General features: G+C 44.3%; 16 protein-coding genes and 4 pseudogenes. 13 read left to right on the top strand and 7 right to left on the bottom strand.

Annotated features, from left to right (window positions below; genetic code table 11):
* Positions 1-169 precede the first annotated feature (169 nt).
* On the bottom strand, positions 170-2,524 hold the full coding sequence (locus tag SU60_RS10765) for a helicase-related protein (protein ID WP_041155502.1): 2,355 nt from the start codon (positions 2,522-2,524) through the stop codon (positions 170-172).
* Between the two features lie 244 nt (positions 2,525-2,768).
* Between SU60_RS10765 and SU60_RS10760 the strand changes: the two are divergent.
* The 3 genes and pseudogenes from SU60_RS10760 to SU60_RS10750 all read left to right on the top strand — a co-directional run bounded on the left by SU60_RS10760 (position 2,769) and on the right by SU60_RS10750 (position 6,916).
* Positions 2,769-4,456, top strand: a pseudogene (locus SU60_RS10760) (NAD-dependent malic enzyme).
* Positions 4,457-4,623: 167 nt separating this feature from the next.
* Positions 4,624-5,346, top strand: a complete 723-nt coding sequence (locus SU60_RS10755; RefSeq protein ID WP_041155501.1) for a SanA/YdcF family protein — start codon at positions 4,624-4,626, stop codon at positions 5,344-5,346.
* 199 nt (positions 5,347-5,545) lie between these two features.
* Positions 5,546-6,916, top strand: coding sequence for an SLC13 family permease (locus tag SU60_RS10750; protein WP_041155500.1), 1,371 nt, complete (start codon positions 5,546-5,548; stop codon positions 6,914-6,916).
* Positions 6,917-7,224: 308 nt separating this feature from the next.
* Here the strand turns inward: SU60_RS10750 and SU60_RS10745 are convergent, their stop codons facing one another.
* On the bottom strand, positions 7,225-8,562 hold the full coding sequence (locus tag SU60_RS10745; RefSeq protein ID WP_041155499.1) for a GGDEF domain-containing protein: 1,338 nt from the start codon (positions 8,560-8,562) through the stop codon (positions 7,225-7,227).
* Between the two features lie 326 nt (positions 8,563-8,888).
* On the opposite strand from SU60_RS10745, the gene SU60_RS10740 reads away from it, so the two are divergent.
* Entirely contained in the window at positions 8,889-9,713 is an 825-nt protein-coding gene (locus SU60_RS10740) for a DUF2797 domain-containing protein (protein WP_041155498.1), read from the top strand.
* 85 nt (positions 9,714-9,798) lie between these two features.
* On the opposite strand, the pseudogene SU60_RS10735 reads toward SU60_RS10740, so the two are convergent.
* A pseudogene (locus SU60_RS10735) lies at positions 9,799-11,030 on the bottom strand (cysteine desulfurase-like protein).
* Complete coding sequence (locus SU60_RS10730) at positions 11,014-11,673, bottom strand: 2OG-Fe dioxygenase family protein (RefSeq protein ID WP_041155497.1); 660 nt, start codon at positions 11,671-11,673, stop codon at positions 11,014-11,016. The pseudogene SU60_RS10735 and the gene SU60_RS10730 overlap by 17 nt, the downstream one beginning before the upstream one ends.
* 357 nt (positions 11,674-12,030) lie before the next feature.
* On the opposite strand from SU60_RS10730, the gene trxB reads away from it, so the two are divergent.
* The 3 genes from trxB (at position 12,031) to cydC (ending at position 16,594) form a co-directional block, all read left to right on the top strand.
* Positions 12,031-12,990, top strand: coding sequence for a thioredoxin-disulfide reductase (gene trxB / locus SU60_RS10725; RefSeq protein WP_041155496.1), 960 nt, complete (start codon positions 12,031-12,033; stop codon positions 12,988-12,990).
* Positions 12,991-13,092: 102 nt separating this feature from the next.
* A complete protein-coding gene (gene cydD / locus SU60_RS10720) occupies positions 13,093-14,880 on the top strand; it encodes a heme ABC transporter permease/ATP-binding protein CydD (RefSeq protein ID WP_041155495.1) in 1,788 nt (595 codons plus the stop codon).
* Positions 14,873-16,594, top strand: a complete 1,722-nt coding sequence (gene cydC, locus SU60_RS10715; RefSeq protein ID WP_041155494.1) for a heme ABC transporter ATP-binding protein/permease CydC — start codon at positions 14,873-14,875, stop codon at positions 16,592-16,594. The genes cydD and cydC overlap by 8 nt, the downstream gene beginning before the upstream one ends.
* A 192-nt stretch (positions 16,595-16,786) precedes the next feature.
* Here cydC and serC read toward each other — a convergent pair whose 3' ends face one another.
* Both serC and SU60_RS10705 read right to left on the bottom strand, forming a co-directional pair.
* A complete protein-coding gene (gene serC / locus SU60_RS10710; protein ID WP_041155493.1) occupies positions 16,787-17,881 on the bottom strand; it encodes a 3-phosphoserine/phosphohydroxythreonine transaminase in 1,095 nt (364 codons plus the stop codon).
* Between the two features lie 138 nt (positions 17,882-18,019).
* Complete coding sequence (locus SU60_RS10705; RefSeq protein ID WP_041155492.1) at positions 18,020-19,285, bottom strand: DUF945 family protein; 1,266 nt, start codon at positions 19,283-19,285, stop codon at positions 18,020-18,022.
* 257 nt (positions 19,286-19,542) lie between these two features.
* On the opposite strand from SU60_RS10705, the pseudogene SU60_RS10700 reads away from it, so the two are divergent.
* The 3 genes and pseudogenes from SU60_RS10700 to SU60_RS10690 all read left to right on the top strand — a co-directional run bounded on the left by SU60_RS10700 (position 19,543) and on the right by SU60_RS10690 (position 22,821).
* Positions 19,543-21,485 (top strand): annotated as a pseudogene (locus SU60_RS10700) (ATP-binding protein).
* Positions 21,478-21,975, top strand: coding sequence for a response regulator (locus SU60_RS10695; RefSeq protein ID WP_041155491.1), 498 nt, complete (start codon positions 21,478-21,480; stop codon positions 21,973-21,975). Before SU60_RS10700 ends, SU60_RS10695 begins: the two are co-directional and overlap by 8 nt.
* Positions 21,976-22,285: 310 nt before the next feature.
* Positions 22,286-22,821: pseudogene (locus tag SU60_RS10690) on the top strand (hypothetical protein).
* Positions 22,822-23,055: 234 nt separating this feature from the next.
* On the opposite strand, the gene SU60_RS10685 reads toward SU60_RS10690, so the two are convergent.
* Positions 23,056-23,643, bottom strand: coding sequence for a TfoX/Sxy family DNA transformation protein (locus SU60_RS10685; protein ID WP_041155490.1), 588 nt, complete (start codon positions 23,641-23,643; stop codon positions 23,056-23,058).
* Between the two features lie 373 nt (positions 23,644-24,016).
* Between SU60_RS10685 and SU60_RS10680 the strand changes: the two genes are divergently transcribed.
* From SU60_RS10680 to SU60_RS10670, 3 genes are all read left to right on the top strand, one after another.
* Entirely contained in the window at positions 24,017-24,937 is a 921-nt protein-coding gene (locus SU60_RS10680; RefSeq protein ID WP_041155554.1) for an HDOD domain-containing protein, read from the top strand.
* Between the two features lie 125 nt (positions 24,938-25,062).
* Entirely contained in the window at positions 25,063-25,968 is a 906-nt protein-coding gene (locus SU60_RS10675; RefSeq protein ID WP_041155489.1) for a LysO family transporter, read from the top strand.
* 226 nt (positions 25,969-26,194) lie between these two features.
* The gene (locus tag SU60_RS10670) at positions 26,195-26,707 is read left to right on the top strand and encodes a hypothetical protein (protein WP_041155488.1); all 513 of its coding nucleotides are present in this window, start codon (positions 26,195-26,197) and stop codon (positions 26,705-26,707) included.
* Positions 26,708-26,746: the final 39 nt, after the last annotated feature.

The following is a 26,746-nucleotide window of genomic DNA, read 5'->3' as shown; positions in this document are numbered from 1 at the left end:
AAAACCAGATTCATAACAAGTCATGTACAGGTTCGCCATATAGGAAACCAATTGATTAATATTTCACGTTACAAAGTATAAATGAAGCAAATCTTCAGAGCCTTAGTAAGGCTCACGTTCAAATACCTTCATCGATTACACCCATAGTGATTCTTTTTGGATCTGTTTATTACTTGATATCAACAACGCGGCTTGCCTTTTTGTATTGGACTTTCCAGCCCGACCAGCGGGGTAACTCCCAACGTTTAGGATCCCCTTTTCGTTTACCTTGCAGGTGTATCACTTGGACCAATTTACGCGATGGATAGTATTCGATACTCAAAGTTAACTCTGGCAAAACAACGAGTAATGGGTATGTCTGGGCAAAGTCATCATATTCCCACTCAGGGATGCCAGAAAAAGGGAGGTCGTCTGGCTCAATTAATGCCATATCCTCAATATCTTCCACGCCTAAAGCTTTGAGCTGTTCGTTCAGCCAACCAGAAAACGTTAACGATTCCAACGCCACGTTATCTATCGAATCCGAGTTAAGTCCGAGCGTGTTGTATATCTTCCAGTGCTGGATTTGCTGTTTTCTCAGAGTGGCGAATCCAGGCCACAACGTTTCTTCTTCAATCATTTCGATAATGGAGTTAATCGCGACATCCCCTAGTAATGCTTGGTATTCAGTGCATATCGTTCTACCCGCATACACTAAGTGCATTGTCGCTCTGGGCGTGGCTTCTTCGTAATTTGTTTCCCCTTGCTGCCATTCGCCAAGCGGTAACTCTCTTAGCGTTTCCATCGAAATAGGCATCATTACCGACGCTAAATTCAACGTCTGTTTTACCCCTCTACCAGGCACACTATGGCTATCGAGTATTAATGCCGCTTCTTCCTTATCAGCGAAGCGGCTATGCCGTCCTATCACCATCTCCATCAAACCATTGCCTAGGGCATCTCGGCGACGCTGTCGGCGTACAAACACTAATTCCGGGTGTAGCGCTGCAATCGACTTGACCAATTCAGAGCGCCGATATCGTGTCGCAGCCTCTAAATCAGGTAATTCAAACACATCTCTCATTTGCTTTGATAAACCTTGAGCTTCATTCAAAACATTAGGATCAACCACTAACCCCGTAAACGACTCTCCACGAACCAAACGTATCATCAATGACGCATCACAACCTGCTTGCTCTTGCTGGGCTAATGCCTCGGCCGCTTCACCAGTTTGCAACTGATACAGTTGTGCAGGAACAGATAATGCGGCGGCTAAGTCAATCATTGCTTCTTTTTCGGCTTTTGCGGTTATTCGTGTAACAAGATCAGCAAACAGCGCATCGATTGGTAATGGATACACTTTGTGTCCATGCAGTGTAATTTCACCTTGTTCATCTATCGCTTCCATTGCCTGTAATGTTTGATAAGCCAGAGCGAGGGACTTTTCAGGTATCGGATCCAAAAATGTCAGCCTCGCAATGGGGTATCCACAACTCGCGGACGCCAATACGGGTTCGATTAATTCTTCTCGTTGCAACTCAGGAGGGGTAACGGACTCTAAAGGCGCATGCTCTCCAAACAAGCGAATACAAGTACCTTCTGCGATACGTCCTGCACGCCCCATTCGTTGAGCCGCACTGGCTTTGGAAATGTATGTTAGAGTCAGCGCAGTGCGACCATTACGTTGCAGCGTTCTACGCTCGAGTCCACAATCAATGACCACTCGTATATTTGGAATGGTTAGCGATGTTTCTGCAACATTGGTTGCCAACACGACTTTTCGCTGGTTTTGTGTATTCAGAGCTAGATGCCTTTCTTCGTCACTGACCGAAGCGTGCAATTTAACGATCAAGACATCTTTCAAGTGCTGGAGCATTTGCGCGCATTGCGTGATCTCTTTGCGCCCAGGAAGAAACACCAGAATATCTCCTTGCTCATCTTCGAGTGCTTCTGTGATTGCTCGAACCACTTCAACTTCGCAATCTTTTTTATTAGGCAAGTGACGACTGTCGCTCGAGCGGTGAACAACAGTGACTGGGTAGCAACGTCCTTCTGCGCGTAATCTCTTTGCACCTAAGTAAGAAGCAAGTTTTGCACCTTCTATGGTCGCTGACGTGACGACTACTCGATGGCGTTGCTCTTGCTTTAAGATGGCCGTTAATAGATCGATATCCCAGCGACGCTCATGAAACTCATCCACAATGACAATATCAAAATGCTCTAACTTATTTTCCGCGAACCATCTCAGCGCGACACCTGGTGTGGCAAAGACCACATCAGTATACTCATTAAAACAGGCATGGAGTTTGATAGCGTACCCTACTCGATGACCGAGAGGCTCTCCCGATTGTTGGGCAAGAAACTCAGCCAACGAAGTACAAGCAATTCGACGTGGTTCGATAACCAACACCCGACCATGTTTCGTGGCCCACATTGGTAATCGGGTTGATTTCCCTGACCCGGTCTCCGCCTCGATGACTAAGTGATTTTGTTGGATGCTTTGGTCAAACTCGGCTTGTAAGCTATCAATAGGTAGTTGGAACATATAGCAGTGATTTAGATGGTGATGTGAAATTGCATTATACACAAACCGTTTTTTGATGCTTGGTTAAGCGAGCCGAGCTGAACCAAGCACACTTACACGCGATTCAAAGCAATACTTACTGATATTTGCATCATCAATTGACTACTTTCACGATATTACATTGATGTAAGTCAACGAATCTTTACAACTAAATGGTGATGCCGTTAAAATTCGTCCGCTCCTCTAACCCTACACAAGGCACCCAATGAACAACGATAAACGTCCTTTATACATTCCCTATGCGGGCCCAGCGCTTATGGCCACTCCTCTGTTGAACAAAGGTAGTGCATTTTCGGCTGAGGAACGCATCTCCTTTAACCTAGAAGGTCTGTTACCAGAAACAACAGAAACTATTCAAGAACAAGTAGAACGTGCATACCAACAGTACACTAGCTTTGAAAGTGACATGGATAAGCATATTTATCTGCGCAACATCCAGGACACCAACGAGACATTATTCTACCGCTTAGTGCAGAACCACGTTTCTGAAATGATGCCAATCATCTACACACCGACAGTTGGTGCCGCGTGTGAAAACTTCTCTAATATTTACCGTCGTGGCCGCGGTCTGTTTATTTCATACCCAAACCGAGACCGTATTGATGATCTGTTAAACAACGCCGCGAACCACAACGTGAAGGTGATTGTCGTTACCGATGGCGAGCGTATCTTAGGTTTAGGCGATCAGGGCATTGGCGGCATGGGCATTCCAATTGGTAAACTTGCCCTGTACACGGCATGTGGAGGCATCAGTCCAGCTTATACCTTACCGATTGTTTTAGATGTCGGCACCAATAACCCACAACGTTTGGCAGACCCAATGTATATGGGTTGGCGTCACCCACGCATTACTGGAGCAGAGTACGATGCGTTTGTCGAAGAGTTCATTCAGGCCGTACAGCGCCGTTGGCCAGATGCATTAATTCAGTTCGAAGACTTCGCGCAAAAAAACGCAATGCCACTTTTGGAACGCTACAAAAATCGCATTTGCTGCTTCAATGACGATATTCAAGGCACGGCTGCTGTAACGGTTGGCTCTTTGTTGGCGGCATGTAAAGCAGCAGGTAGCCAACTTTCTGAACAGAGAATTACGTTCTTAGGTGCTGGTTCTGCAGGTTGCGGCATTGCCGAAGCGATCATTGCGCAAATGGTCTCGGAAGGTATCTCTGATGAACAAGCTCGCTCTCAAGTTTACATGGTCGACCGCTGGGGCCTGCTCCAAGAAGGTATGCCAAACTTACTCGATTTCCAACAACGACTGGTGCAGAAACGAGTAAATACGGATAACTGGGAAAATGAAGCAATGGTTTCTCACTACTTGATGTAATGCGTAACGCTAAGCCAACTGTACTCATCGGCGTATCCGGCGCTCCGGGTCTATTCAGTCAGGAAGTCATCCAAGAGATGCACAAGCATTGTCCTCGACCTATTGTCTTCCCATTGTCAAATCCAACGAGTCGTGTTGAGGCAACGCCGAACGATATCCTTCGTTGGACAAACGCAGAAGCGTTAGTCGCCACAGGCAGCCCATTTGAGCCTGTCGTTCACGAAGGTCGTAGCTACCCTATTGCCCAATGTAACAACAGCTACATTTTCCCAGGTATTGGGCTTGGTGTGTTGGCGGTTAACGCAAAACGTGTTACTGATGAAATGTTGATGGAGTCTAGCCGTGCTCTTGCAGAGTGTTCTCCTCTCGCTATCTACGGTCAAGGTGCGCTATTACCGCCATTGGAAGAGATTCATTTGGTATCCAAGAAAATCGCGTTTGCCGTTGCAAAGAAAGCCATTGCGCAAGGTGTTGCTTTAGAAATTACTGATGAAGCGCTGCACCAAGCCATAGAACAAGCGTTCTGGCAACCGGTGTACCGACGCTATAAACGTACCGCGTTCTAAATAATAAGACATTTTGAGCAGTAATTAAGCCCCTACTTGATAGGGGCTTTTGTTTTTTAAGCTGTTTTTAGCATTCTAACCGTATTTTGGCATAAATCGACTTCTCTCTTTTTATCTCTATCAGATATGATGTGGGCAGACTCTTTTATTTAAGGATATGGAACGTTTTGTTGTTTTCTCGCATAAAGTCAAAGTGGATCCCTAAGTTGTCTTTGAAAAGACTTGCTTTGATTTTGTCGATCGCTATTTTTAGCCTGTTTGTTTCCGTCATTGCCATTGACCGCTGGGTAGTGCTTCAAGCTAAAGACAAGATTTTTACCGATTATAACCAGCTACCTCAACACGAGGTGGCCGTCGTATTGGGTACCAGTAAATACATCGGCAAGACCCTCAATACTTATTATACTCATCGCATCAATGCAGCTATTGACCTTTATGACAAAGGAAAAGTAAAACAGTTTTTGCTTAGCGGTGACAACGCTCATCGCTCTTACAATGAACCGTGGACAATGAAACGTGATCTGCTTAAAGCCAACGTGCCGGAGCAATTTATCCATCTCGATTATGCTGGCTTTCGAACACTCGATTCCATTGTCCGAGCTAAGAAGATATTTGCTTCGGAGCGCTTCCTGATCGTGACGCAGCGCTTTCATTGCGAACGAGCGCTCTTCATTGCTGATGCGTACAACATCGACGCACAGTGCTTTGCTGTCGCAGGGCCGGAGGCAAACACCCAGATTGTGTCAATGCGAATGCGTGAACTCCTTGCCCGTGTAAAAGCATTCTTAGACCTTTATATCATTAACACTCAACCTCGATTTTTAGGCCCTAAAGAACCGATCATTGCCGTCAAAGAGCCTCGGGAAGAGAGACAAATACCGATAGAATAAAAAGGTAACAATTTTGTAAAAAGAAATGGGTAGTGATCTACCCATTTCCAATTATTCACTTCACATTTTCTTATTTTCTCTACGATTCAAGCCAAAATCCTTGCCGCATTCACAGTAACATTTATTCAACGAACACCTACAAGTTAGTTACTTTGCCATAAAAAATCGATAAAAAGGCAATGCAAAAGGAGCACAACCCATGACCGCACTCGCTGTGACATTGAAGAATTGGTTCTTCACCCGCAACAGCATGATATTGAACGCAAATATTCTGTTGTTCATTACCTTGTTTAACACCCTACCTTTCGATCTAGAGATCAGAACAGGCCTGAGTATCTTAGTTTTTATCGCCATACTTTGGTTAACAGAAGCGATACACGTCAGTATCACGGCATTACTGATACCGTTACTTGCGGTATTTCTCGGGGTGTTCAATACCCAAACCGCACTCAACAATTTTTCTAACTCAATCATTTTCTTGTTTTTAGGTGGCTTTGCCCTTGCCGCTGCCTTACATAAACAGAAATTAGACCAAGCAATTGCCGACAAAGTACTCTTGCTGGCTCGCGGCAAAATGTCGGTCGCTGTTTTCATGCTGTTTGGTGTTAGTGCGGGTTTGTCGATGTGGATCTCTAACACCGCCACGACAGCAATGATGTTGCCGCTCGTATTGGGTGTAATGACAAAACTGGATGCAAAGAAAAGCCACAGCACCTATTTATTCGTCTTACTTGGTATTGCTTATAGTGCCTCGATCGGTGGCATTGCGACGCTAGTAGGTAGCCCTCCAAACGCGATTGCAGCGGCAGAGGTAGGCTTAAACTTCACAGAGTGGATGGAGCTTGGCTTACCGATCTCTATGCTATTAATGCCAATTGCAATTTTTATTCTTTACGCAATGACTAAACCTGACTTGAGCCACAAGTTCGAGCTGGATCATAAGCCGGTAGAATGGACCAATGGCAAAAAGATCACCTTGGCTATTTTCCTACTGACCGTGACATTGTGGATCTTCAGTAAGCCAATTAACGCCATGCTGGGCGGGTTCGCCAAATTTGATACTCTGGTTGCTATCGGAGCCATACTGCTGCTTGGTGCATCTCGCGCAGTTGAATGGAAGGATATTGAAAAGACGACCGATTGGGGCGTGCTGATTCTGTTTGGTGGTGGTATCTGTTTAAGTAACATTTTAAAAGAGACGGGGACAAGTGTCTTCCTCGCTCATAGCTTATCAGGATTTTTGGAGCAAGCAGGTATACTTCTCACCATTTTAGCGGTTGTCGCCTTTGTGGTATTTCTCACTGAGTTTGCAAGTAACACCGCTAGCGCTGCATTGCTTGTCCCCGTTTTTGCCACCATTGCAGAAGCACTAGGTATGTCTCCGGTCATCCTGTCAGCGTTAATCGCGGTTGCTGCATCTTGCGCCTTTATGTTGCCAGTCGCGACCCCTCCTAATGCCATCGTATTTGGTACGGGTCATATTAAGCAAAAAGAGATGATGCGTATCGGTCTGGTACTCAACATTGTATGTATTGGCGTTTTAACACTGTTTGCATGGATATTCTGGTAAAAAGAACTCAACAATTTTAGCACTACACTGCTGGCAACTGGCATCAGTTAAAGTCCAGCAACTCCCCCTTTGGTGGTCGTTCGACCACCATTTTTTGGGTTTTGTTATTCGCGACCAACCATACCTACTCAAACCTGAAGTAAACAATCCATACCAATCACAGTAAATAAGTGCTCATAAATAGAGTAGGAAAAATGCTTGAGAACGAGGCGAAATTTTACGATAAGTCGCTATTCTACAATCAACTTAGTTTGTAAACGAACAAGCCAACGAAGTTATCGAGTATTTTAACTAGTTACAATAACCAGTTATTTACTACGATTTGCATCACAACCAGACACCTTAAAATCAACTTCAATTCGATTGCGTCCATTTCTCTTTGCTTTGTACAGTGCTTCATCCGCTCGGGCGATACTTTCCGTTACACTCTCATTGTGCAAGTTCGCGACACCAATACTGCACGTGAGTATTTCTCCGTGAACCCAAATATGTGCGCTGACTTTTTTACGAATTTTTTCGGCCTGACTGATCGCGTACTCAATATTCGTACTCGGACAAAAAACGACAAACTCTTCCCCACCCCAACGAACAAGCTTGTCACCCGTGTTCAGAGCGCCCGCTACAACCATGACGAATTCGCGAAGAATATCATCTCCTATCTGATGGCCAAACGTATCGTTGACTGTTTTAAAATGGTCAATATCCATGTAAAGAATGGACAAGGCATCATTTTTTCTCCTCAGATGTTTTGATTGTTCATCAAGCCAATTCCGTACAGCATGGCGATTCATCGCACCAGTTACGGCATCACGATGAGCAAGCTCTGCAAATTCATTGTTTTTTTCCCGTAATGAACTATTCACTTTTTCCAAATGGCGATGGCGTCGCATCGCGTTCGCGTACGCGCGTCGATTGCGATGTAACTCATTTAACGAAAAAGTCAGCCCTAACATCATCCAAACAAACACTAACCACAGCAGCAGAGTTTCTAGCGAAAAATATTGCCCTTCTAGTTCTATCTTTTCAAAGATGATCTTGTGTTTACCTAAAGGAGCGCTTGCTCCAGTGGCAATGTCAATCCGGGTAATATTGGTAAACTCGGGGGCCGAATGTTCGATGGCGACTTTATTGTCGGCTAGCCACCAAGTCATAACTTGCAAATTCTCAATGGGAATTTCAATCATTTCACCAAAATCGGAGGGAGAAAACTGCATGCCATTATACTTGATGGTGTATTCATCATCGGGATTAGAATACTCTGGGTTGTAGTTTCTCAAGTACAAACGCAGCGCTTTCTTTTGCTCATCATCTCCGGCCTGTTCATAACGCAACTTGAGCCGAATAGTATGATAGCTAGATAAGTCTAGACCTTGCGTTGCATTCACTACATCGATATATATCGAAATACCACAATACGGCCACGCGTACTGGTCTTTTTTGATGTCGCAGTTCAAAGTAATACTTTGTTGATCGATACTTATTTCAGCCTCGCTGACTCCACCTTCGTCTGAATCTTTGGTCGCATAAAAGTTGAACCTATCAGGCGTAATCTCCAGTTTACGTGTATCACCAAACAGGTAATAGAAGATGACCAGCAATATGGTACAAGTAGAAAGAGAAAAGATGAATTTATGTATCTTGCTCATGGGCAGTAAAACCTAAATTAGCGCTGCGTAACACAGGGTGGTTAACGAATGAGGTTTGCTCACTTGACCTTTTACTGTTGCGTCCTGGCGGAGAGTTCATTTTTAGTTAACATGTTTACTTTGGGTAGATTAGGCCAACAACGCAAGCAGGATTCCCCTACAATTTTGTAGGATTAGTAACTATTAAAATGAATTGCGTATCACTTCACGCAACGCGTGAGATCAGCAAAAACTGTCGGTGATAAATTACCCTATCACTCACCTCCCCCTGCCCCTTGCCTTATGATCAGTATATACTGTGCAAAAACATAATAATGGGTAATGTCATGTCAATAATTGCTTCCGGTACCTTGAATAAAATGCGAGCGTCACTCGATGGTACTGTCAGCTATCGTCTTCCTGTCGGTGAAGAGGAAGTCGATCTTTCACCTTATCTGGGTCAATCACTGACTCTCACTCACACTGGCAATATTTATTGTTGCTCATGCGGTAAGAAAACCAAAAAAAGCTACTCGCAAGGCCACTGCTTTGTGTGTATGAGAAAACTTGCCAGCTGCGATATGTGCATCATGAAGCCCGAAACGTGTCACTATGACCAAGGCACATGCCGTGAGCCACAATGGGGGGAAGAAAACTGTATGGTGGACCATTTCGTCTACCTTTCCAACACATCAAGCTTGAAGGTTGGCATCACCCGCCATACGCAAATTCCAACACGCTGGATAGACCAAGGCGCGACGCAGGGTTTACCCGTATTCAAAGTTAAGACGCGTCACATTTCGGGTTTGATTGAAGTCGAGCTAGCGAAACATATCGCTGACAAAACGAACTGGCGCACACTACTGAAGGGCGACGGTGAGCCAATCGCTCTGCAAGAGCGTTTTGCAGAGCTACTGCCACTAGTAGAAGAAAAAATTGCAGAAATCAGACAGCAGTATGGAGAGGATGCGATTGAAGTTCTGAGTGAGAGCATCACAGATCTAAGTTATCCGGTAGAGCAACACCCAACGAAAATCACCTCACATAATTTTGATAAGAATCCTGTTGTGACTGGGATTTTGCAAGGCATCAAAGGTCAGTACCTCATCTTTGATACCGGTGTGATTAATGTTAGAAAGTTCACATCATACGAAGTCGAAGTCAGCGCATAGTTCTTACTCACAAGTTTGCTTACTGTACTCCGGCATAATACAAAAAAGCTCGAGCCAATTGCTCGAGCTTTTATTATCAGCAATGCTACATATCTAAGATGTTTTCCAGTACATCAAACAACATGTCAACTTCTTCAACGGTGTTATAGTGCATACAACCAATTCTTACCACGCCTGATTTTTCAATCCCAAGTTGACGTACTAAGCCCAATGCATAGAAGTGTCCATTCCAAACACAAATGTTGTGTTCTCCTAAAGTTTTAGCGATAAACTCCGGAGGATACTTGTCAAACGTGACAGCGAACGTTGGCGTACGACGCTGACTATCGTCATCGTCGATTCCAAGTAATGTCACACCACTAAGCCCACGTAATCGTTGTAAAAAGCGAGCACTCAGTTGCTGCTCATGCTGATTATAAATCGCGTAACTTTGTTCGAGCCTTTGACGAAGTGTAAGCCCTTTGTCTCCGAATTGAGCAAGATATTCAATCGCCGCAGAAACTCCAGCTAGACCTTCGAAACTTTGCGTTCCGGTTTCAAACCGGCCAGGGCCTATGTTCGTCGCAGGTTCGACTTTATAAGGTTTAATACTGTGTAGCCACTGATCCGCTACGTAAGCGATTCCTACATGTGGACCGAAGAACTTGTAAGCAGAACACGCTAAAAAGTCACATCCCAATGATTGAACGTCAATCAGATGGTGCGGGGCATAATGAACGGCATCCACATAAACTAAAGCACCGACTGATGTGCCATTTCAATAACACGCTGCATCTCGACAATCGAACCCGTGGTGTTAGACGCATACGTCACTGCCACTAAACGGGTTTTATCCGAAAGTAAGCGTTCAAAATGCTCAAGATCTAAGGTGCAGTCCGATTCGTTAACCCGCACCTGATGCACTGTTACGTTCTTGTCCTCAGCCGCTTGCTGCCAACTTGACACATTTGAATAGTGATCCAATGACGTGACAATGACTTCATCACCCTCTTGCCACTCACGACTGATCGCCCGACTTAATTGGAAAGTCAGCGTTGTCATGTTCGCCCCAAATACGATATTCCCAGACGACGGTGAGTTCAGCAGTGCTTGAGCTGACTCACGCGCATTTTGCATGATATCGACCGTCTTTTGGCTGGAAAAATAGTGACCGCCTAAATTGGAGTTAAAATGCCCAAGGTACTCAACCATGGCGTCCAATACTGATTGCGGCACTTGGGAACCACCGGGCCCGTCAAAAAAAGTGACCGGCTTATCGTTGTGGTACTGAGACAACGCCGGAAACTGTTGTCTGATATGATTAAGATTGAAGTCCATTTTGCTTATCCGTTGCCGTAAGTACAAACAAATCCATGTGACCCGCTTGGTCATCAATCACCGAGCGAATTGGACAAGCGTTGTGCCAAAGTTTGCTGTCTGCCAACATCGCCACCTCTCCGTTTTCCAGGACTTTACGGAAGAAAGGGGCTTGGTTATGGCTACTGTATAGCAAAATGTCACCACCAATGATGTTATGACGGCGCACACCTACCATTGCAATATGATCGAAACCGTCTTGATGTACGCCTTCTGGTGCAACTTGCGTTTCATCTTGGAGTGCGGTAATTCGGATTTGATGAACTTCGATTTCTTGTCCATTGGAGAGAGCGTTCGCATTCACGAACACCTCACACATTTCTCTAAAACCAGCACTATTGAGTATGGTCTTTTCAATCGGTTCAAACTGGCGAATCACATCCCCTTGAAAGTGGTTGATCTCCGAAGACTGGACAAAGTGACTTCGATTAAGATCAACAACATCGCCATTTTCAAACTTGACGACCGAATAACGTCGTAATCGATATTGACCATCAGCATGATCAGTATGTGGAAGTTGATCAAACGATGGTGAAAGTTGCTCAATCGCGGACATACTGAGTTGTGTTAAATGCAGAGTGTTTTCGCGTGAATGTAACATCATTGGCTCCTTTAATGAGGTACATTTATTTAACATTTATTTCACATACTAGGTTACGCAAATATTCTGCAATTGCCAGCTTTTAACGTTGATAGCTTCAACAAAAAACAAAAAATAAGACAAAGAACCATAAAAACTTACATACACAGCACCATACTTCAATTTATCATCTAAGCGATATTTGAAACTAGTGTTCTACACTACAAATAGAATTTTATGCTAGAAGCTAACTTCATTACATCATCTGTAAGCCCGTTCTAATCTATAACCAATTATTCGATCACAATCATTGTTTATACTTTTAATGACATAAGAATTTCCATACAATCAACTTAATGTTCAGCCCTTTTTGGAGCCATAATGAGCGACGTAAAACATTGTAAACTATTAATTCTTGGTTCTGGTCCAGCGGGGTATACCGCTGCCGTGTATGCAGCGCGTGCTAATCTAAATCCAGTACTGGTGACCGGAATGCAACAAGGTGGTCAGTTGACCACAACTACCGAAGTTGAAAACTGGCCGGGCGATGCTGAAGGTTTGACTGGTCCTGACCTGATGGAACGCATGAAAGAACATGCAGAACGTTTTGAGACAGAAATCGTCTTCGATCATATTAACCAAGTAGAACTCACCCAACGTCCGTTTCGCCTTAAAGGTGACTCTGGTGAATACACTTGTGACGCATTGATCATTTCTACCGGCGCATCCGCGAAATACCTTGGACTGGATTCAGAAGAAGCCTTTAAGGGACGTGGTGTATCAGCGTGTGCTACCTGTGACGGCTTCTTTTACCGGAATCAGAAAGTGGCCGTGGTTGGTGGTGGTAACACTGCCGTTGAAGAAGCGCTTTACCTTTCAAATATTGCATCAGAAGTTCACCTAATTCACCGTCGCGATTCATTCCGAGCTGAGAAGATTTTAGTCAACCGCTTAATGGATAAAGTAGAGAGCGGCAATATTGTCCTTCATACCGATCGTACTCTTGATGAAGTTCTTGGCGATGACATGGGGGTTACCGGTGTCCGCATTAAAGATGTGAAGAACGGCTCAACGGAAGACATCGATGTCATGGGTGCCTTCATTGCGATTGGCCACCAGCCCAATACGCAGATCTTTGAAGGGCAATTGGAGATGAAAGATGGCTACATCATCGTTCAATCAGGCCTAGACGGCAACGCCACTCAAACCAGCATCCCCGGCGTATTTGCCGCTGGTGACGTAATGGATCATAACTATCGCCAAGCAATTACCTCCGCCGGAACTGGCTGTATGGCTGCATTAGATGCAGAACGGTTTTTGGACGCACTAAACGATAAGTAACTCGTCATTTTATGCCATAACCTTAAAACCCAGCGGTATTCCCGCTGGGTTTTATTTTGTATACTACCCCCTCAATAACACAATGAATATTAAGCCTTCATAATGGATAAGAAAAAGCAAAGCAGCTTGAACAAGTGGCTGAAGCAACAAAGTAAGTTAGCCAAACGCTGGCTTATGATTGCTATCGGCCTAGGCGTACTGTCAAGCGTGTTTTTATTGGCTCAAGCAGCCCTGCTCGCCTCCATTCTTCACCAACTTATCATCGAACAAGTCGATAAAAGTGAACTCATTTGGTACTTCGGCGGCTTGATTGGAGCGGTAATAGGTCGCGCAGCATGTAGTTGGGGTCGTGAAGTCGCAGGTTACCGCTGCGGAGAGCAGATCCGAGTATATATTCGCCAGCTTATTTTAGATAAAGTCCATAAGCTCGGTCCTGCCTATATCAAAGGTAGACCAGCGGGCAGTTGGGCAACCCTACTGCTTGAACAAGTGGAAGACATGCAGGACTTTTTCTCACGCTATTTGCCTCAGATGTCACTGTCTGTTTTCGTGCCTTTTATCATTCTGATTGTGGTATTCCCCGTCAACTGGGCTGCGGGTTTAATTTTCCTACTGACCGCACCTCTAGTGCCGATCTTCATGGCTTTGGTCGGCAGAAAAGCGGCAGAAGCGAACCGAAAAAACTTTAAAGCAATGCAGCGCCTATCTGGTCATTTTTATGATCGGCTACAAGCACTGACAACAATTCGACTATTTGACCGAGTAGAATCAGAAACCGAGGTCATGAGAGGCGCATCAGAAGTATTTCGTACTCGTACGATGGAAGTACTCAAAATTGCATTTCTCTCTTCAGCTGTACTCGAGTTTTTTACTTCTATCTCTATCGCGATTACCGCCGTTTACTTCGGATTTAGTTACATCGGCGAGTTAAACTTTGGGTATTACGGGGCCACTGTGACATTGTTTTCTGGGCTTTTCATTCTCATCCTTGCGCCTGAGTTTTATCAACCTTTACGTGATTTAGGGACCTTCTATCACGCGAAACAGCAAGCGGTAGGTGCAGCAGAAAATATTGTCGAGTTTCTAAACCTTGAAGTGGACCACGTTAAAGATGGCAGTCAAACATTGGATACTACGGGCCCTATTCAAGTAGAAGCGAACGACTTGATCATTTTTAGTCCAGAAGGTAAACAACTTGTCGGGCCGGTTTCTTTTCAACTAGAAGCCAACAAAAGTACCGCTATCGTCGGACCAAGTGGTGCCGGAAAAACCAGCTTAGTAAATACGATTCTTGGTTTTATGCCATATCAAGGTAGTCTAAAAGTTAACGGCTACGAACTTTCTCTGCTCGACTTAAGTACTTGGCGTTCAACCATAAGCTGGATAGGTCAGAACCCGACCCTTTTGCATGGCAATATCCGCGATAACATCACACTAGGAAAGCAAGGCATTCAAGACAGTCAAGTCAACAGCGTTCTAGAAGATGCGCATGCAACTGAGTTCGTCAATATGCATGGCTTGGACTATCCAATCTCCGATCGTTCTGGTGGTCTATCAGTCGGTCAAGCTCAACGTTTAGCGCTCGCGCGAGCGATGTTGCAGAATGGACGATTTTGGCTTCTCGATGAACCCACCGCGAGCTTGGATGCACGGAGTGAAAAATTAGTCATGGATGGCATCAATAAATACACTCAAACGTCGACGAATTTAATGATTACTCACCAATTGACACCGCTACAAAACGTTGATCAAATCTTGGTGATGCAATCCGGCACGATCGTACAGCGTGGCAGTTATCAAGCGCTGTCCACAGAGGACGGACTGTTTAAAGAAATGTTGGAGTCGAACGTAGCCCATCAACAATCAGACAAGGGGAACTTAGATGCGTGAATTACTCCCTTATCTAAAACTGTATAAAAAACATTGGTTTGGACTTTCTCTTGGCATGCTTCTGGCGTTTCTTACACTAGCGGCATCCATCGGATTGTTGACGTTATCAGGTTGGTTTATATCCGCTGCAGCCGTCGCAGGTTTGACTATTGCGCGCGAAACCTTCAACTATATGTTGCCTGGCGCTGGCGTTCGAGGCGCGGCAATGTCCCGAACAGCAGGTCGTTGGGGTGAACGCGTTGTGAGCCATAACGCGACATTTAAGCTATTAACGGACTTGCGTATTTTCTTCTTTCAGAAGCTGACTCCGTTGATTCCAGGTCGTATTGGCAACTTGCGCGATGCAGACCTTCTTAACCGCTTAGTTGCAGATATCGACGCAATGGATCATGTCTATCTGCGTCTAATCAGCCCCGTCGTCATTGGCGCACTCGGCATACTGTGTTTAACCGCTGTTCTGACGTTTTTCGATTGGCATTTAGCACTATTATTGGGTGCTATTCTCACCATCATGCTATTTGTCTGGCCCGTGCTCTTTTACAAGCTAGGAAAACGTAATGGCGAACATCTGACGCAGAATAAAGCGCAACTTCGTATTGCGACACTTGATTGGCTGCAAGGCTATAGTGAATTAAGTATCTTTGGTGCCGAAGAGCGTTACCGTAGCCGTATCTTGGAAAAACAACATCAGTTACTCTCAAACCAATTCGTGAACGCGAACCTCACAGGTATGGCATCAGGCTTATTATTGCTGGTCAATGGCTTAACATTGGTTGCTGTGTTGTGGTTTGCGGCGGATGGCGTCGGTGGACGAGCGCCCGACCCTTGGATCGCGTTGTTCGCCTTTGCAACCATGGCGAGCTTTGAAATACTCATGCCAATAGCGGGCGCGTTTCAATACTTAGGTCAGACACTGACTTCTGCACGTCGGTTGAACGAGATCATTCTCGCTAAGCCAGAGGTGGAATTTCCGCTCAAATCACAACACAGCCATGCACCACTGAACATCCAGTTTAACAACGTCGACTTCACTTACCCTGATGGTCAACAAAAGGTCCTTAAAGCACTATCATTGTCACTCATGAACGGCAGTAAGACCGCGATAGTTGGGCAAACGGGATCTGGAAAGTCTACGTTGATCCAGCTACTTTGCCGCTACTGGGACGTAAATCAAGGTGACATTCTTATTGGTGGCGTCCCACTTAAAAACTGGAGCGAGCCAGACCTCCGTGCTGCGATCACGGTTGTTAGTCAACGTGTCGATGTACTCAATGGGACACTGCGTGACAATTTGCTTTTGGCCGCACCAACAGCGACCGATGAGCAACTTGCTGATATTTTGGCGAAAGTAGAACTAGGAGAACTCTTAGAACAGCCGGGATTAGATGCTTGGCTGGGAGATGGAGGACGACAACTCTCCGGTGGAGAGAAGCGTCGAATCGGGATCGCTCGCGCTCTACTACGTGACTCCCCTATTCTACTCTTAGATGAGCCAACGGAAGGTTTAGACAAACGAACAGAGCAAAAAATCATGACGCTATTCGATGTCCATTTTGCTAACAAGACCGTTGTTTTTATTACCCATCGATTGATAGGTTTGGAGAATATGGACAACATTTGCTTGATGGAGCAAGGTGAGATTATAGAGCAAGGCAATCATGAAACGTTAATCGCTCAACAAGGTCGTTACCACCAGCTGTGGCAGTCCTTGTAAAACAGTATGCTCTGGGAAATGATAAGTTTCGACTACAAGCGTTCCGTGAAAACCATTGCTCCTTGAAGGCATCGTTCCTTGAAAAATTCACCGTTGGAAAGTGTCACCTGAGAACATTGAAAACTAAAAAAGCGCCGTAAATTACGGCGCTTTTTCTTTCTTACTTATCTCAGTGAATAACTGCGATGGATATTAAGCGTGTGCTTGTTCAAACTCTTTCATAAAATCAACAAGAGCTTGAATACCTGCTAACGGCATCGCATTGTAAATAGATGCACGCATACCACCGACAGCTCTATGTCCTTTCAACGCTTTTAAGCCCTTCTCATCAGCGAGCTGAAGAAACGTCGCATCAAGCTCTGGTTTAGCCAATTGGAAAGGGACATTCATAAGTGAACGGTTTACCGGATGGATTTCGTTGCGGTAAAAATCAGACTGATCAATATAATCATAAAGTAACGCCGCTTTTTCACGGTTCACTTTTTCAATCCCCTTTACACCGCCTTGATCTTTAAGCCATTTGAATACTAGACCTGATAGATACCAAGCAAATGTCGGTGGCGTGTTAAACATAGAGTCTTTTTCAGCAAGCACAGTGTAATCTAAAATGGTTGGCAATACTTGCTTAGCCATGCCGAGTAGATCATCACGTACGATAACGATAGAGATACCTGAAGGGCCGATATTTTTCTGCGCGCCAGCATAAATCACACCGTACTTGGATACATCAATCTCACGCGATAAAATTGTTGAGGACATATCGGCAACAATTGGCTTGTCCGTCACGGGTAGATCATTGATTTCAATACCATCAATAGTTTCGTTTGGGCAAAAATGAACATATGCCGCATCTGGTGCGATCTTCCAGTCACTCGCTGGCAAAATAGCCAGTTTACCGTCAATCTCAGTTTTAGCGTTAAAAACGTCTGGCTGACAGTATTTTTTGGCTTCGGCTACCGAGCTTTCCGCCCAATAACCGCCATCAATGTATGTTGCAGTCGTTGCATCACCCAACAAATTTAATGGAACAGCGGCAAACTGAGCACGAGCACCACCTTGGCAAAACAGTACTTTATAGTTGTCTGGCACGTTAAGCAGATCTCGAAGATCTTGCTCTGCCTCTTCAGCAACTTTAATGAATTCTTTGCTTCGGTGACTGATTTCCATCACCGAGGTTCCAAGACCTTGCCAATCCACAAGTTCCTTTTGTGCTTGTTGCATAACTGCTTTTGGCAGACCGGCTGGTCCTGCACTGAAGTTAAATACGCTGTCCGTATTTTGTTCCATGATGCTCATTGCTCCTGCTACGTAAATATTACGAGATTAATATCACGTTTTAGAGCTTATAAAAACAAGAAAAGAGGTCCTACGACCTCTTTTTCTTGGATAAGTACTTAAACAATATAGGCTCAGACAAAAAATACTCTATTTTTGCATCAAAGCTGGCATTATTAGTGCGAGTAGAGGCAACTCATGCCCGTTTTCAAATTTCAATTTTCCGTCACTAATTTGGGCTTTTAGCTCGTAACCGTCATCAGTTTTATTGATGAGCTCCATGATTAACAACTCATCGATACTTTCTTGAATGAATGGGTAACGCTCGACTAACGCATCTGAGAAATAAGTACTCAGCATTCCATTGGTCGCGTTCATTAGCTTCATTGGATCTTGGGTAACATTGTCAGTTCCTTCAGGGATAGACAGTTGCCATTCGTTATGAAACTTACCCTCTCCGAAAGCAAGCGATAGCTCATTGACAGACAAATTAAAGCCTTTGCTAAATAGTGTGTCGATGTGCGGCAACAAACGCGACACATCTTGCTCATCAAGCACAGGAGTATTTTGATAAATTGACATGATTTGATCAAATGACTGGCTATCAACGTCCCTGATAGCAAAATCAAGTTTAAAGTCATCGACATCTGTACCATCAGTCAAACGCAGTTTTTGGGCTTCTAGATTTAGTTGACTGCTTAGCTTCTCACCAGACTCATCCGTACCTGTATTGCCAGTGTAGCTTGCATTTTCAATGAAAAAGACTGGTGTTAATGTTGAGTCAACCACATCCAATTTCTCTAAATTAAATGTTTGCTCACCCAGCCAGTACCCTTTCACTTGCTTTCCTTTACCCTTCCCTGTGAGTGCGTTGAGGTGTAACTCTTCGCCATTGACAAAATCAACCTGTACGGAAGGAACCGACACCTGATAATTAATGTCGCCAAGTACTGTTACATCGCCAGTTACTTGTGCTGGGCTGGTGGAAACAGAGACACCTTGTGTTTCGTTACGGTAATGCCAGCTGTCTAAATTGAGAGTAAATGCCGTGTTGCCATTGAGCTGGGTTTGGCTATGCATCGACAGAGGAAGAAAATCGTTATCAACCAACTTAGAATCAGCGGTTAGGCTGGTTAAACCATGGCTCACATCGCTTGTGACATCAAAGGTGGTCGGCAAGCCGTCGTTCATTAGTAGTGCTTTAAGATCGGCATCGACGACCGTGTAACGTGTTAAGACGACAGAAGAAAGATAACCGCGTTGATACTCTACCACTTCCCCTTTTAGCATACTGTCGTCCAGATTTTGGACGCCGTCCTCAATGATGGATTGTCCTATTTGCCCCACAGCCAAGGGCCAACAAAGCGCCAGAGAAATAGCGCCGCCAATGGCACCGATTTTTTTTAAGTTTTGCATAATGTCACTTTTCAATGGTTTGTGCTCAGTCTACCTTATACCCAAATAACCTCAAGATACTTAGTTCGACCAGAATGACTTGAACTTCAGACACAGTAACAAGTTGAATTTATTTGAGCATCTTAATAAAACATTGAGATAAATCAGACTATTGATGCTTAGTTTAACCCAGTCCCTAGGAATCATACCCAGCTCGCACTCATTCTCTCATTTTATTGATAATGTCATTGCAGGTATATTAAATTGGAGCCGCCCCCTTGAATCGTTATGCTGTACTGTGCCTCGACAACAATCCTATCAGTGCCGAACAGTTTCGGTTGGAGCTATCGGCGTTCGCCAGCAAGTTCGATATTCTTTCTGTTGAGTCAATCGAGGAGGCAAATAGCGCGCTAGAGTACTTCGAAGAGCGCGAACAAACCGTCGCACTGGTTATTGCAAGTCATCATGCCGAATTTAATGGTGTCGATTTTCTTATCGCTTAGACCGAACGCCCCATACTGAACTCGCCAGAAAAATTCTCATCAGTTGTTCTTCTGATATCAATGCCATTCTCACGGCAGTAAATGAAGGTCGACTAGATCACTGTCTCACCAAACCACTTCCAGACAATGTCCTGTTCAACACTGTTAAGAAAGAGTTGACTCAGTTTATTTTACGGCAAAGTGGCGAAGATCTGCTGAGTTACAGCCAAGTACTCGACCCGCATAAATTGATGCGAGCTCACATCGAGAACCAAATGCGCACCTATCAAGCAGGGTTTCTGCAAGACTATCACTCAATGTCTGATAACGAGTTGGCTGAGCAGGTCATTAGTGCATTAGAACACTTTTTTGCATCCCGTGATGAAACCAATGCATGTCGGACCTACTCTCCAGAGCATTTGCTGACAATAGAAGGTGAGCCCAATAGTTTCTTATGGTTCATCACCAATGGTGACGTTGCCCTATATAAACGTGATGAACATGGTGTCCAACGTGAAGTGGTTCGGTACACAAAAGGAAATATTGTGGGCAGCATGTCTTTTGTGACCGGAGAATGCTCCTTCTCTACTGCATTGACTCTGACTAAAACCGAGGTAATAAAACTGGATCGCAACACTTTTCGCAATGTCATGCAAAGTGATTCGAATCTTCTCCCTCTTTTCACCAATTTATTGTTGCGTCACTTTAACCGTCGCCTACAACGCAGCATCAATACCAAGTTGCAGCTACAGAAAACCGTTGAGTCGCTCGAGTCCGCCCATCAACAACTCATTGAGAGAGAAAAAATGGCCATGCTCGGACAACTCGTCGCAGGCGTAGCTCATGAGCTCAATAACCCTATCGCTGCGATTCTTCGCGGCGTGGAAAATTTGACCCACACACTTGAGCATTTGCTCGCTGAATCACCACCGGAAGCGTTACAGAATAAAGGGATAGAGATACTATCGAAAGCTCAGCGTTCAATCCCTGCTTCTACCGCGGAGCTTCGAGCAAGAGTAAATGAACTTCGTTTTACTCTATCTGACCGAGCATTGGCAAAAAAAGTGGTTAACCTTGGTTTGGAATCAGATGCTGAACTATTAATCCAGTTATCTCATCAACAAGCAAAAGCGAGCGAAACACTGAGTATATTGTCGCAGTATTACCAAGTAGGCTCCTCACTTCGCTCGATCAACGTCTGTGCTGCCCGAATCGCAGACATGGTAAAAAGTTTGAAAGGTTATGCGCGACAAGATGACGAACGTATGCACTACGCTGATATTCATGAAGGCATTGAAGATACCTTGGTTATTTTCGAAAACAAGCTGAAAATGCACCAAGTGACTACGGACTATGCAAAGCTGCCACGCATCCTCTGCCAACCTATAGCGCTGCAACAAGTGTGGACGAACCTTGTTTCAAACGCCATTGATGCTTTCCCCGACAAAGGGGTATTAACAATACAAACTCGATTGAGAGAGAAAAATCAGCGTAAATATGCAGTGGTTTCATTCGAAGATAATGGATGTGGCATCCCAGACTCGCAAAAAAATGCAATTTTTGAGCTCAATTTTACAACAAAAAAGGAAGGCAATTTTGGTTTAGGTATCGGACTGTCCATCTGTCAACAGATCGTTATGGCGCACGAAGGATGGATTGATGTTGATTCAGAGCCCAATAAATATACTTGTATGTCCGTTTGGTTACCGGTTTTCGAAGAGGGAGTGAAACATGACTAAATATCTGATTTTATGCGTCGATGACGAACGAGCAGTGTTGGAGAGCGTTCTACAAGATCTCACACCATTTGAAGACAATTTTATTCTAGAAGGCGCCGAGTCTGTCACAGAAGCGCGGCAAGTCATTGAGGATATGGCACAGGATGACGTCAAACTTGCGCTGATATTATGTGATCATATTATGCCGGAGCAAACAGGGATAAGCTTTTTGATAGAGCTGAACCAAAACGCTGACACTCAGTCAGCGCGGAAAGTACTGCTGACGGGGCAAGCCGGGCTCGAAGACACCGTTGAAGCAATCAATCATGAAAGTCTAGACTACTATATCGCTAAGCCGTGGAAAGGAGAGGAATTAAGACAAATCATCACCTCACAACTGACAACATTTGTGATAAAAAACGACGATAACCTGCTCTCTTGGACAAAAATACTGGATGCAGAAGCCATCTTAACCGCCATGGCAGATCGCAGAGCCAGCTTTGGAGAGTAAAACATCCCGGAGTAAACATGCATGCTAAATCAATTGTGCAAAACACAGCATTGCATATCATTTAGGCATAAATATTGCTTAAATATACTTATCACGTAAATTGACAAAATATCGACACATTTGAGTTGGTCGTCGACCTCCATTTTTATTATGATGTCGTACAAATCAGATTACGGTTCAAATGGTTATACGAATCAACGTCAAGCAATGGTTAAAAATAGCACTTTGACAAGCTAGAATGACACAACCCTGACTGCGATGAGTAAAACTGGCGATCCATGGATACAATCAATAAGGTTTATCGTAAGTTATGCGCAAAACACTATTAGCCACTGCCCTATTGCTGGCATCAAGCCAGGCTCTAGCCGCTACACCTGCAACGATGAGTAACTTTAGCTACGACTATTTCGAAGCTCGTATCGGCGTCAGCCCGGTGACGTTTGGAGCTGGAATGAGCAAGTCGATTCATCCAAATGCACACGTCGTCGCTCGAATTGACTCTGAGTTTGATAACGATTTCGACTCTGCTGTTGGCTTTGGCTTTCATTCACCAGTCAACAACTGGGCAGATCTTACGGGTGAAATGCTGCTTCGCACTGTTCAACCGACGCATTCCAGTAGCACAGATATGGGTATGGAGCTCAACCTAGCATTCGCCAATGGTTAGGTCCTCAACTAGAAGTGGGTGGTAAAGTCGGCTACGTCTCAATCGATGATGACGATGATTTCACAGGCTCTGCCTACGCTCGTTTCCATTCAACAGAGCTATTCTCTCTTGGTGCTGAAGCGCGTATCAACGACTTCTACGGCGACCAAATCATGCTAACTACACGCTTTAAGTTTTAGTACGACCACTTAGAGTGTACACATAGCGAACATAAAAAACCGAGGCCAAATAGTTGGCCTCGGTTTTTTATGCTGAATTAATATCTAACCACGTTATCAATGATGCAATTAGGCTTCAATGACTGACCTAGATGAAGTGGTCAAAAGAGTTACATCCTTATTCCACTTTCGACACTCACTTTTGCGACTCGCCAACTTCATCCAAACAAATCCATCATCTGAACCCAAGTTGATCTATTCACACATTGAAAGCAACTGCTTTTTACGGGGTTCTTGTAACAGCTTCCAATGGATACCATCAATAGCACCAGCGAATTTCCACAATAACTTGACGTCAACATCATTACCGTAGGCGACTTTCACTTTATTGAATACTTCTACCGGCCCAAGTTGCAGAAATGTTTCTACATCATCAACTCCCGCCTTTTTAACCATGCGCTCAAGCGTCAATTGCATATTCGGCAAATCTCTAAGGCGTCTGCTTGCAGAAGACTTTTGGTATTTGCGTTCATTTACAGAAAAGTCAATTGACTTTTGCAGTAGATCATCCAAGCCAGCAAAGCCAGACTCGAAGAGATCCGTCACGTCATAGTAGTTAACTGTCGCAGTCGATTGTCGTTTAACGTGCTTATATTTATCGCAGTTAAGTTCAGTGAATGCTTCGTCTAACCCGTTCCCACCTCTCAAGTAACAGCAGTCGTTGCTTACAAGTGCAAACATGGCGTCGTCACTGAACAAACCGATACCACCGAACATGGAACGTTTCTGATAGTGACTAAAATTACGTACGTATTTAAAAAAAGCTTGGTCTGTCATGTCCATTGACCTCTTTAATCTGAATAAATTACCCCGATTAGCGATGTCACCAGATAAACAGCAGCTTGTAGCGAATTTAATAAATAATCATTTGTTGATGATATTTTTGTGATTTGTGCTCACCAACTGCTCAATCATACTTAACGACGAAAAATAAGTTAGGACATAGCTCACAGATAAAAAAGTATATATATTCCATACGTGATTAATTTCACATTTATCTCAGTAAGTCGCAACTTTTATACACCCCACCACGGATGCCCCAATTACGCCATCGCTATGATCAATATAGAAATTGCGAGGATGACATGCGCATTTCGTTGCTAATGAATGTCTTGTAAGGGTACACTGTACGAAAATTAATAATTACAACGTCATGATGGAACATTTATCGTTTTTTTGGCTACCAAATCATAAAGAAAAGCTGATACTAGCTCTAGAGTCTGAATTTGCGCAGTTGGTGGAACAATCAATTTCCACTGGCAAAATCTCTCTGCCTCCCATTCCTGATGTTGTGCTAAAGATTCAACAATTGTGTTTGGAAGAGACGACAACTATTGCCGATACGGCAAATTGTCTAATAGAGGACCCGGACCTCGCCGCTGTCGTCATTCGAGTTGCTAACTCTGTTGTTTTTAACCGTCGGAATATCACCTGTAATGATCTCACTACTGCGGTTTCTCGACTTGGCATTTTGCGGGTTCGCGACATAGTGACAGCCCAAGCAATTGAACAATTAAAACATTCAGTAAACCTCACTAAAGAATGCAATGAGATTCTCGTTAAGAGTGCCTCCGTTTCTCGCGAATTAGGTGCAACGATGGTGATGGTAGTTCAAGAATTTCGAAAGCAATCTCCAGACACCTACGGTCATTTAGAGCAAGAAAAAGCGCTGTTGGTTGGCTTGTTAGCCGATATAGGCTTATTTTGTCTTATTAACGAATATCACTTATATCTCGACAACGGGAACTACCTTGACCCGGAGATTGCTCTACAAATATTTCAAACGCGCTGCGCGGATACCAGCAACTTAGTCCTAAAGCGCTGGGGATTCGATAATGATTTCCGCGAAGTGTCGTCAAACAAGAAATTGACAGAATCACGTTCAGAGGTTTCTTATCTCGATATTGCGCGAATTGCCAATCACTTGTTGATGTTCCGTAATCAAGATGAAGAGATCGAAGACCACGAAGTTGAATTCGATATCGTGGGTGCGGAAGTGTTGTACGCACTTAGCAATCTCAGCGACGATGACTTTAAGGACGGAATGAGTAACGTTCTGTTTGCCAGCGGCCTGTGATGGCTTTGATGGGCAAGGTCAAACTATGATCAAATACTTTGAACGTAGTCCATTGCACACAATGAGCTGCGGATTGTCTGGAATAACCTTCTTAAACTGATCTCAAAAAGGAATCATTGAGCTTTATGTTCTCAGGGATGCTATTTATTTTCGCACCACTGGTTGTGGGCTATTTAATACCAATTTCTCGTGCATCGATACTCGAGAGAATCAACCAATCCACCTCTTACCTTATCTACATCATTTTGTCGTTGATGGGTCTTAGTTTGGCCTCCTTAGATAACTTGGGCAGTAATTTACAAAGTATCTTACTTTATGCAGGCACTTTTTTTGTTTGCTTGAGTGTTTGTAATCTCCTAGCCCTACCTGTCGTAGACAAAATTATTCCCCTTCGAACCGATCAAACTCACACGAAGCTACCTTTGTCAGCGATGGCTTTGGAATCGCTAAAGTTGATCGTCGTTGTTGGCGGTGGTTTGGTTGCCGGACTTATCTTACCTATTGGCTTAGGCTGGGTTGACACAGCAAGTGAGTGGATATTGTTTCTATTGCTGTTTTTTATTGGCATCCAACTGCGTAACAGTGGCCTTACACTTCGCCAGATCTTATTAAACAAACAAGGTATGGCCATTGCGGCCGTGATCATTGCAACCTGCATGCTCGGCGGCATCATTGCCTCTTTTATTTTGGACCTTCCACTTTATCAAGCATTGGCGATGGCTTCTGGATTTGGTTGGTATTCATTAGCTGGCATTTTAATGGGAGATGCATTTGGTCCCGTATTTGGCGGGGCTTCGTTCTTGATCGAGCTTATGCGTGAGCTTGTTGCCTTGGTGGTCATTCCGTTGCTTATCCGTAGTTACCCATTGACTTCTATTGGTTACGCAGGAGCAACAGCTATGGACTTTACGCTACCAGTCATACAAACTACAGGCGGAGTACGCTGCGTACCGATTGCCATCGTGAGCGGCTTTATTTTGAGCTTACTTGTACCCGTTATGATGCTTTTCTTTGTATCACTTGCTAGCTAGATCTCAGGTTTTCAGTTTCACATCTATTACAATGCAGCAATAACTCAAATACCTGATTAACATCAAGGTGGTCAATACATTGACCACGCTTTCATATTCACTTGTCCTCCATTTGCTTATGGAATGGGTAGCAAAATGGAACGATACAGCAAAACAAAATGAAAGCCGCTATCCTCGGATACGCTTAACGGTTAGTTATAATGGTAAGACTTTAAAAGGAAAACGAATGAAACGCTTTGTCGTTGCAGCGCTCATCGCAACTAGCTCTACTTTTACTTTTGCCGCGGATCAGCAGTGCCTGGCGAATAAATATGACGGTTACGTCGATGCATCTCTACAGTGGTATCAGGATCTTGTCGATTTAACCGCTGCCCAATACCCAGAGTTAGACGAAGTGAGTCAATGGTTTCTTGAAGGCCGCAAACACCACTTTGAATTGAGCCGAGAAGCGGTACATTACTTTTTAGCTAACGATCCAAGCCGTGTTGCGACAGAGCAACCCATCGAAGCGTGGTTGAAGCTTGAGCAACATGATGTGAAGCAGCTCGCGAGTAGAAGCGATGCGCTGGGCAAAGCGGCTCAACAGACATTCAATGACCGTCAGTCAGCTAATCACCCGAAAAACTATGAGCTTCGCTCTGCTTTCGCTGATTTGCTCAGCCACCCAAAGCAGATAGATTCCGCGCTCAACAAGTACAATCAATCCATAGAAAGTATTGAAAAACAGCACTGTGAGTAACGACATCGTCGCGCCTTTCAAATAGCACTGAATGATAAA

It is taken from the genome of Vibrio mytili (assembly GCF_000830505.1).
GTDB classification, from domain to species: Bacteria; Pseudomonadota; Gammaproteobacteria; order Enterobacterales; family Vibrionaceae; genus Vibrio; species Vibrio mytili.
The sequence above is the reverse complement of the archived record's forward strand: the minus strand, read 5'-3'. Positions and strand labels throughout refer to the sequence as shown.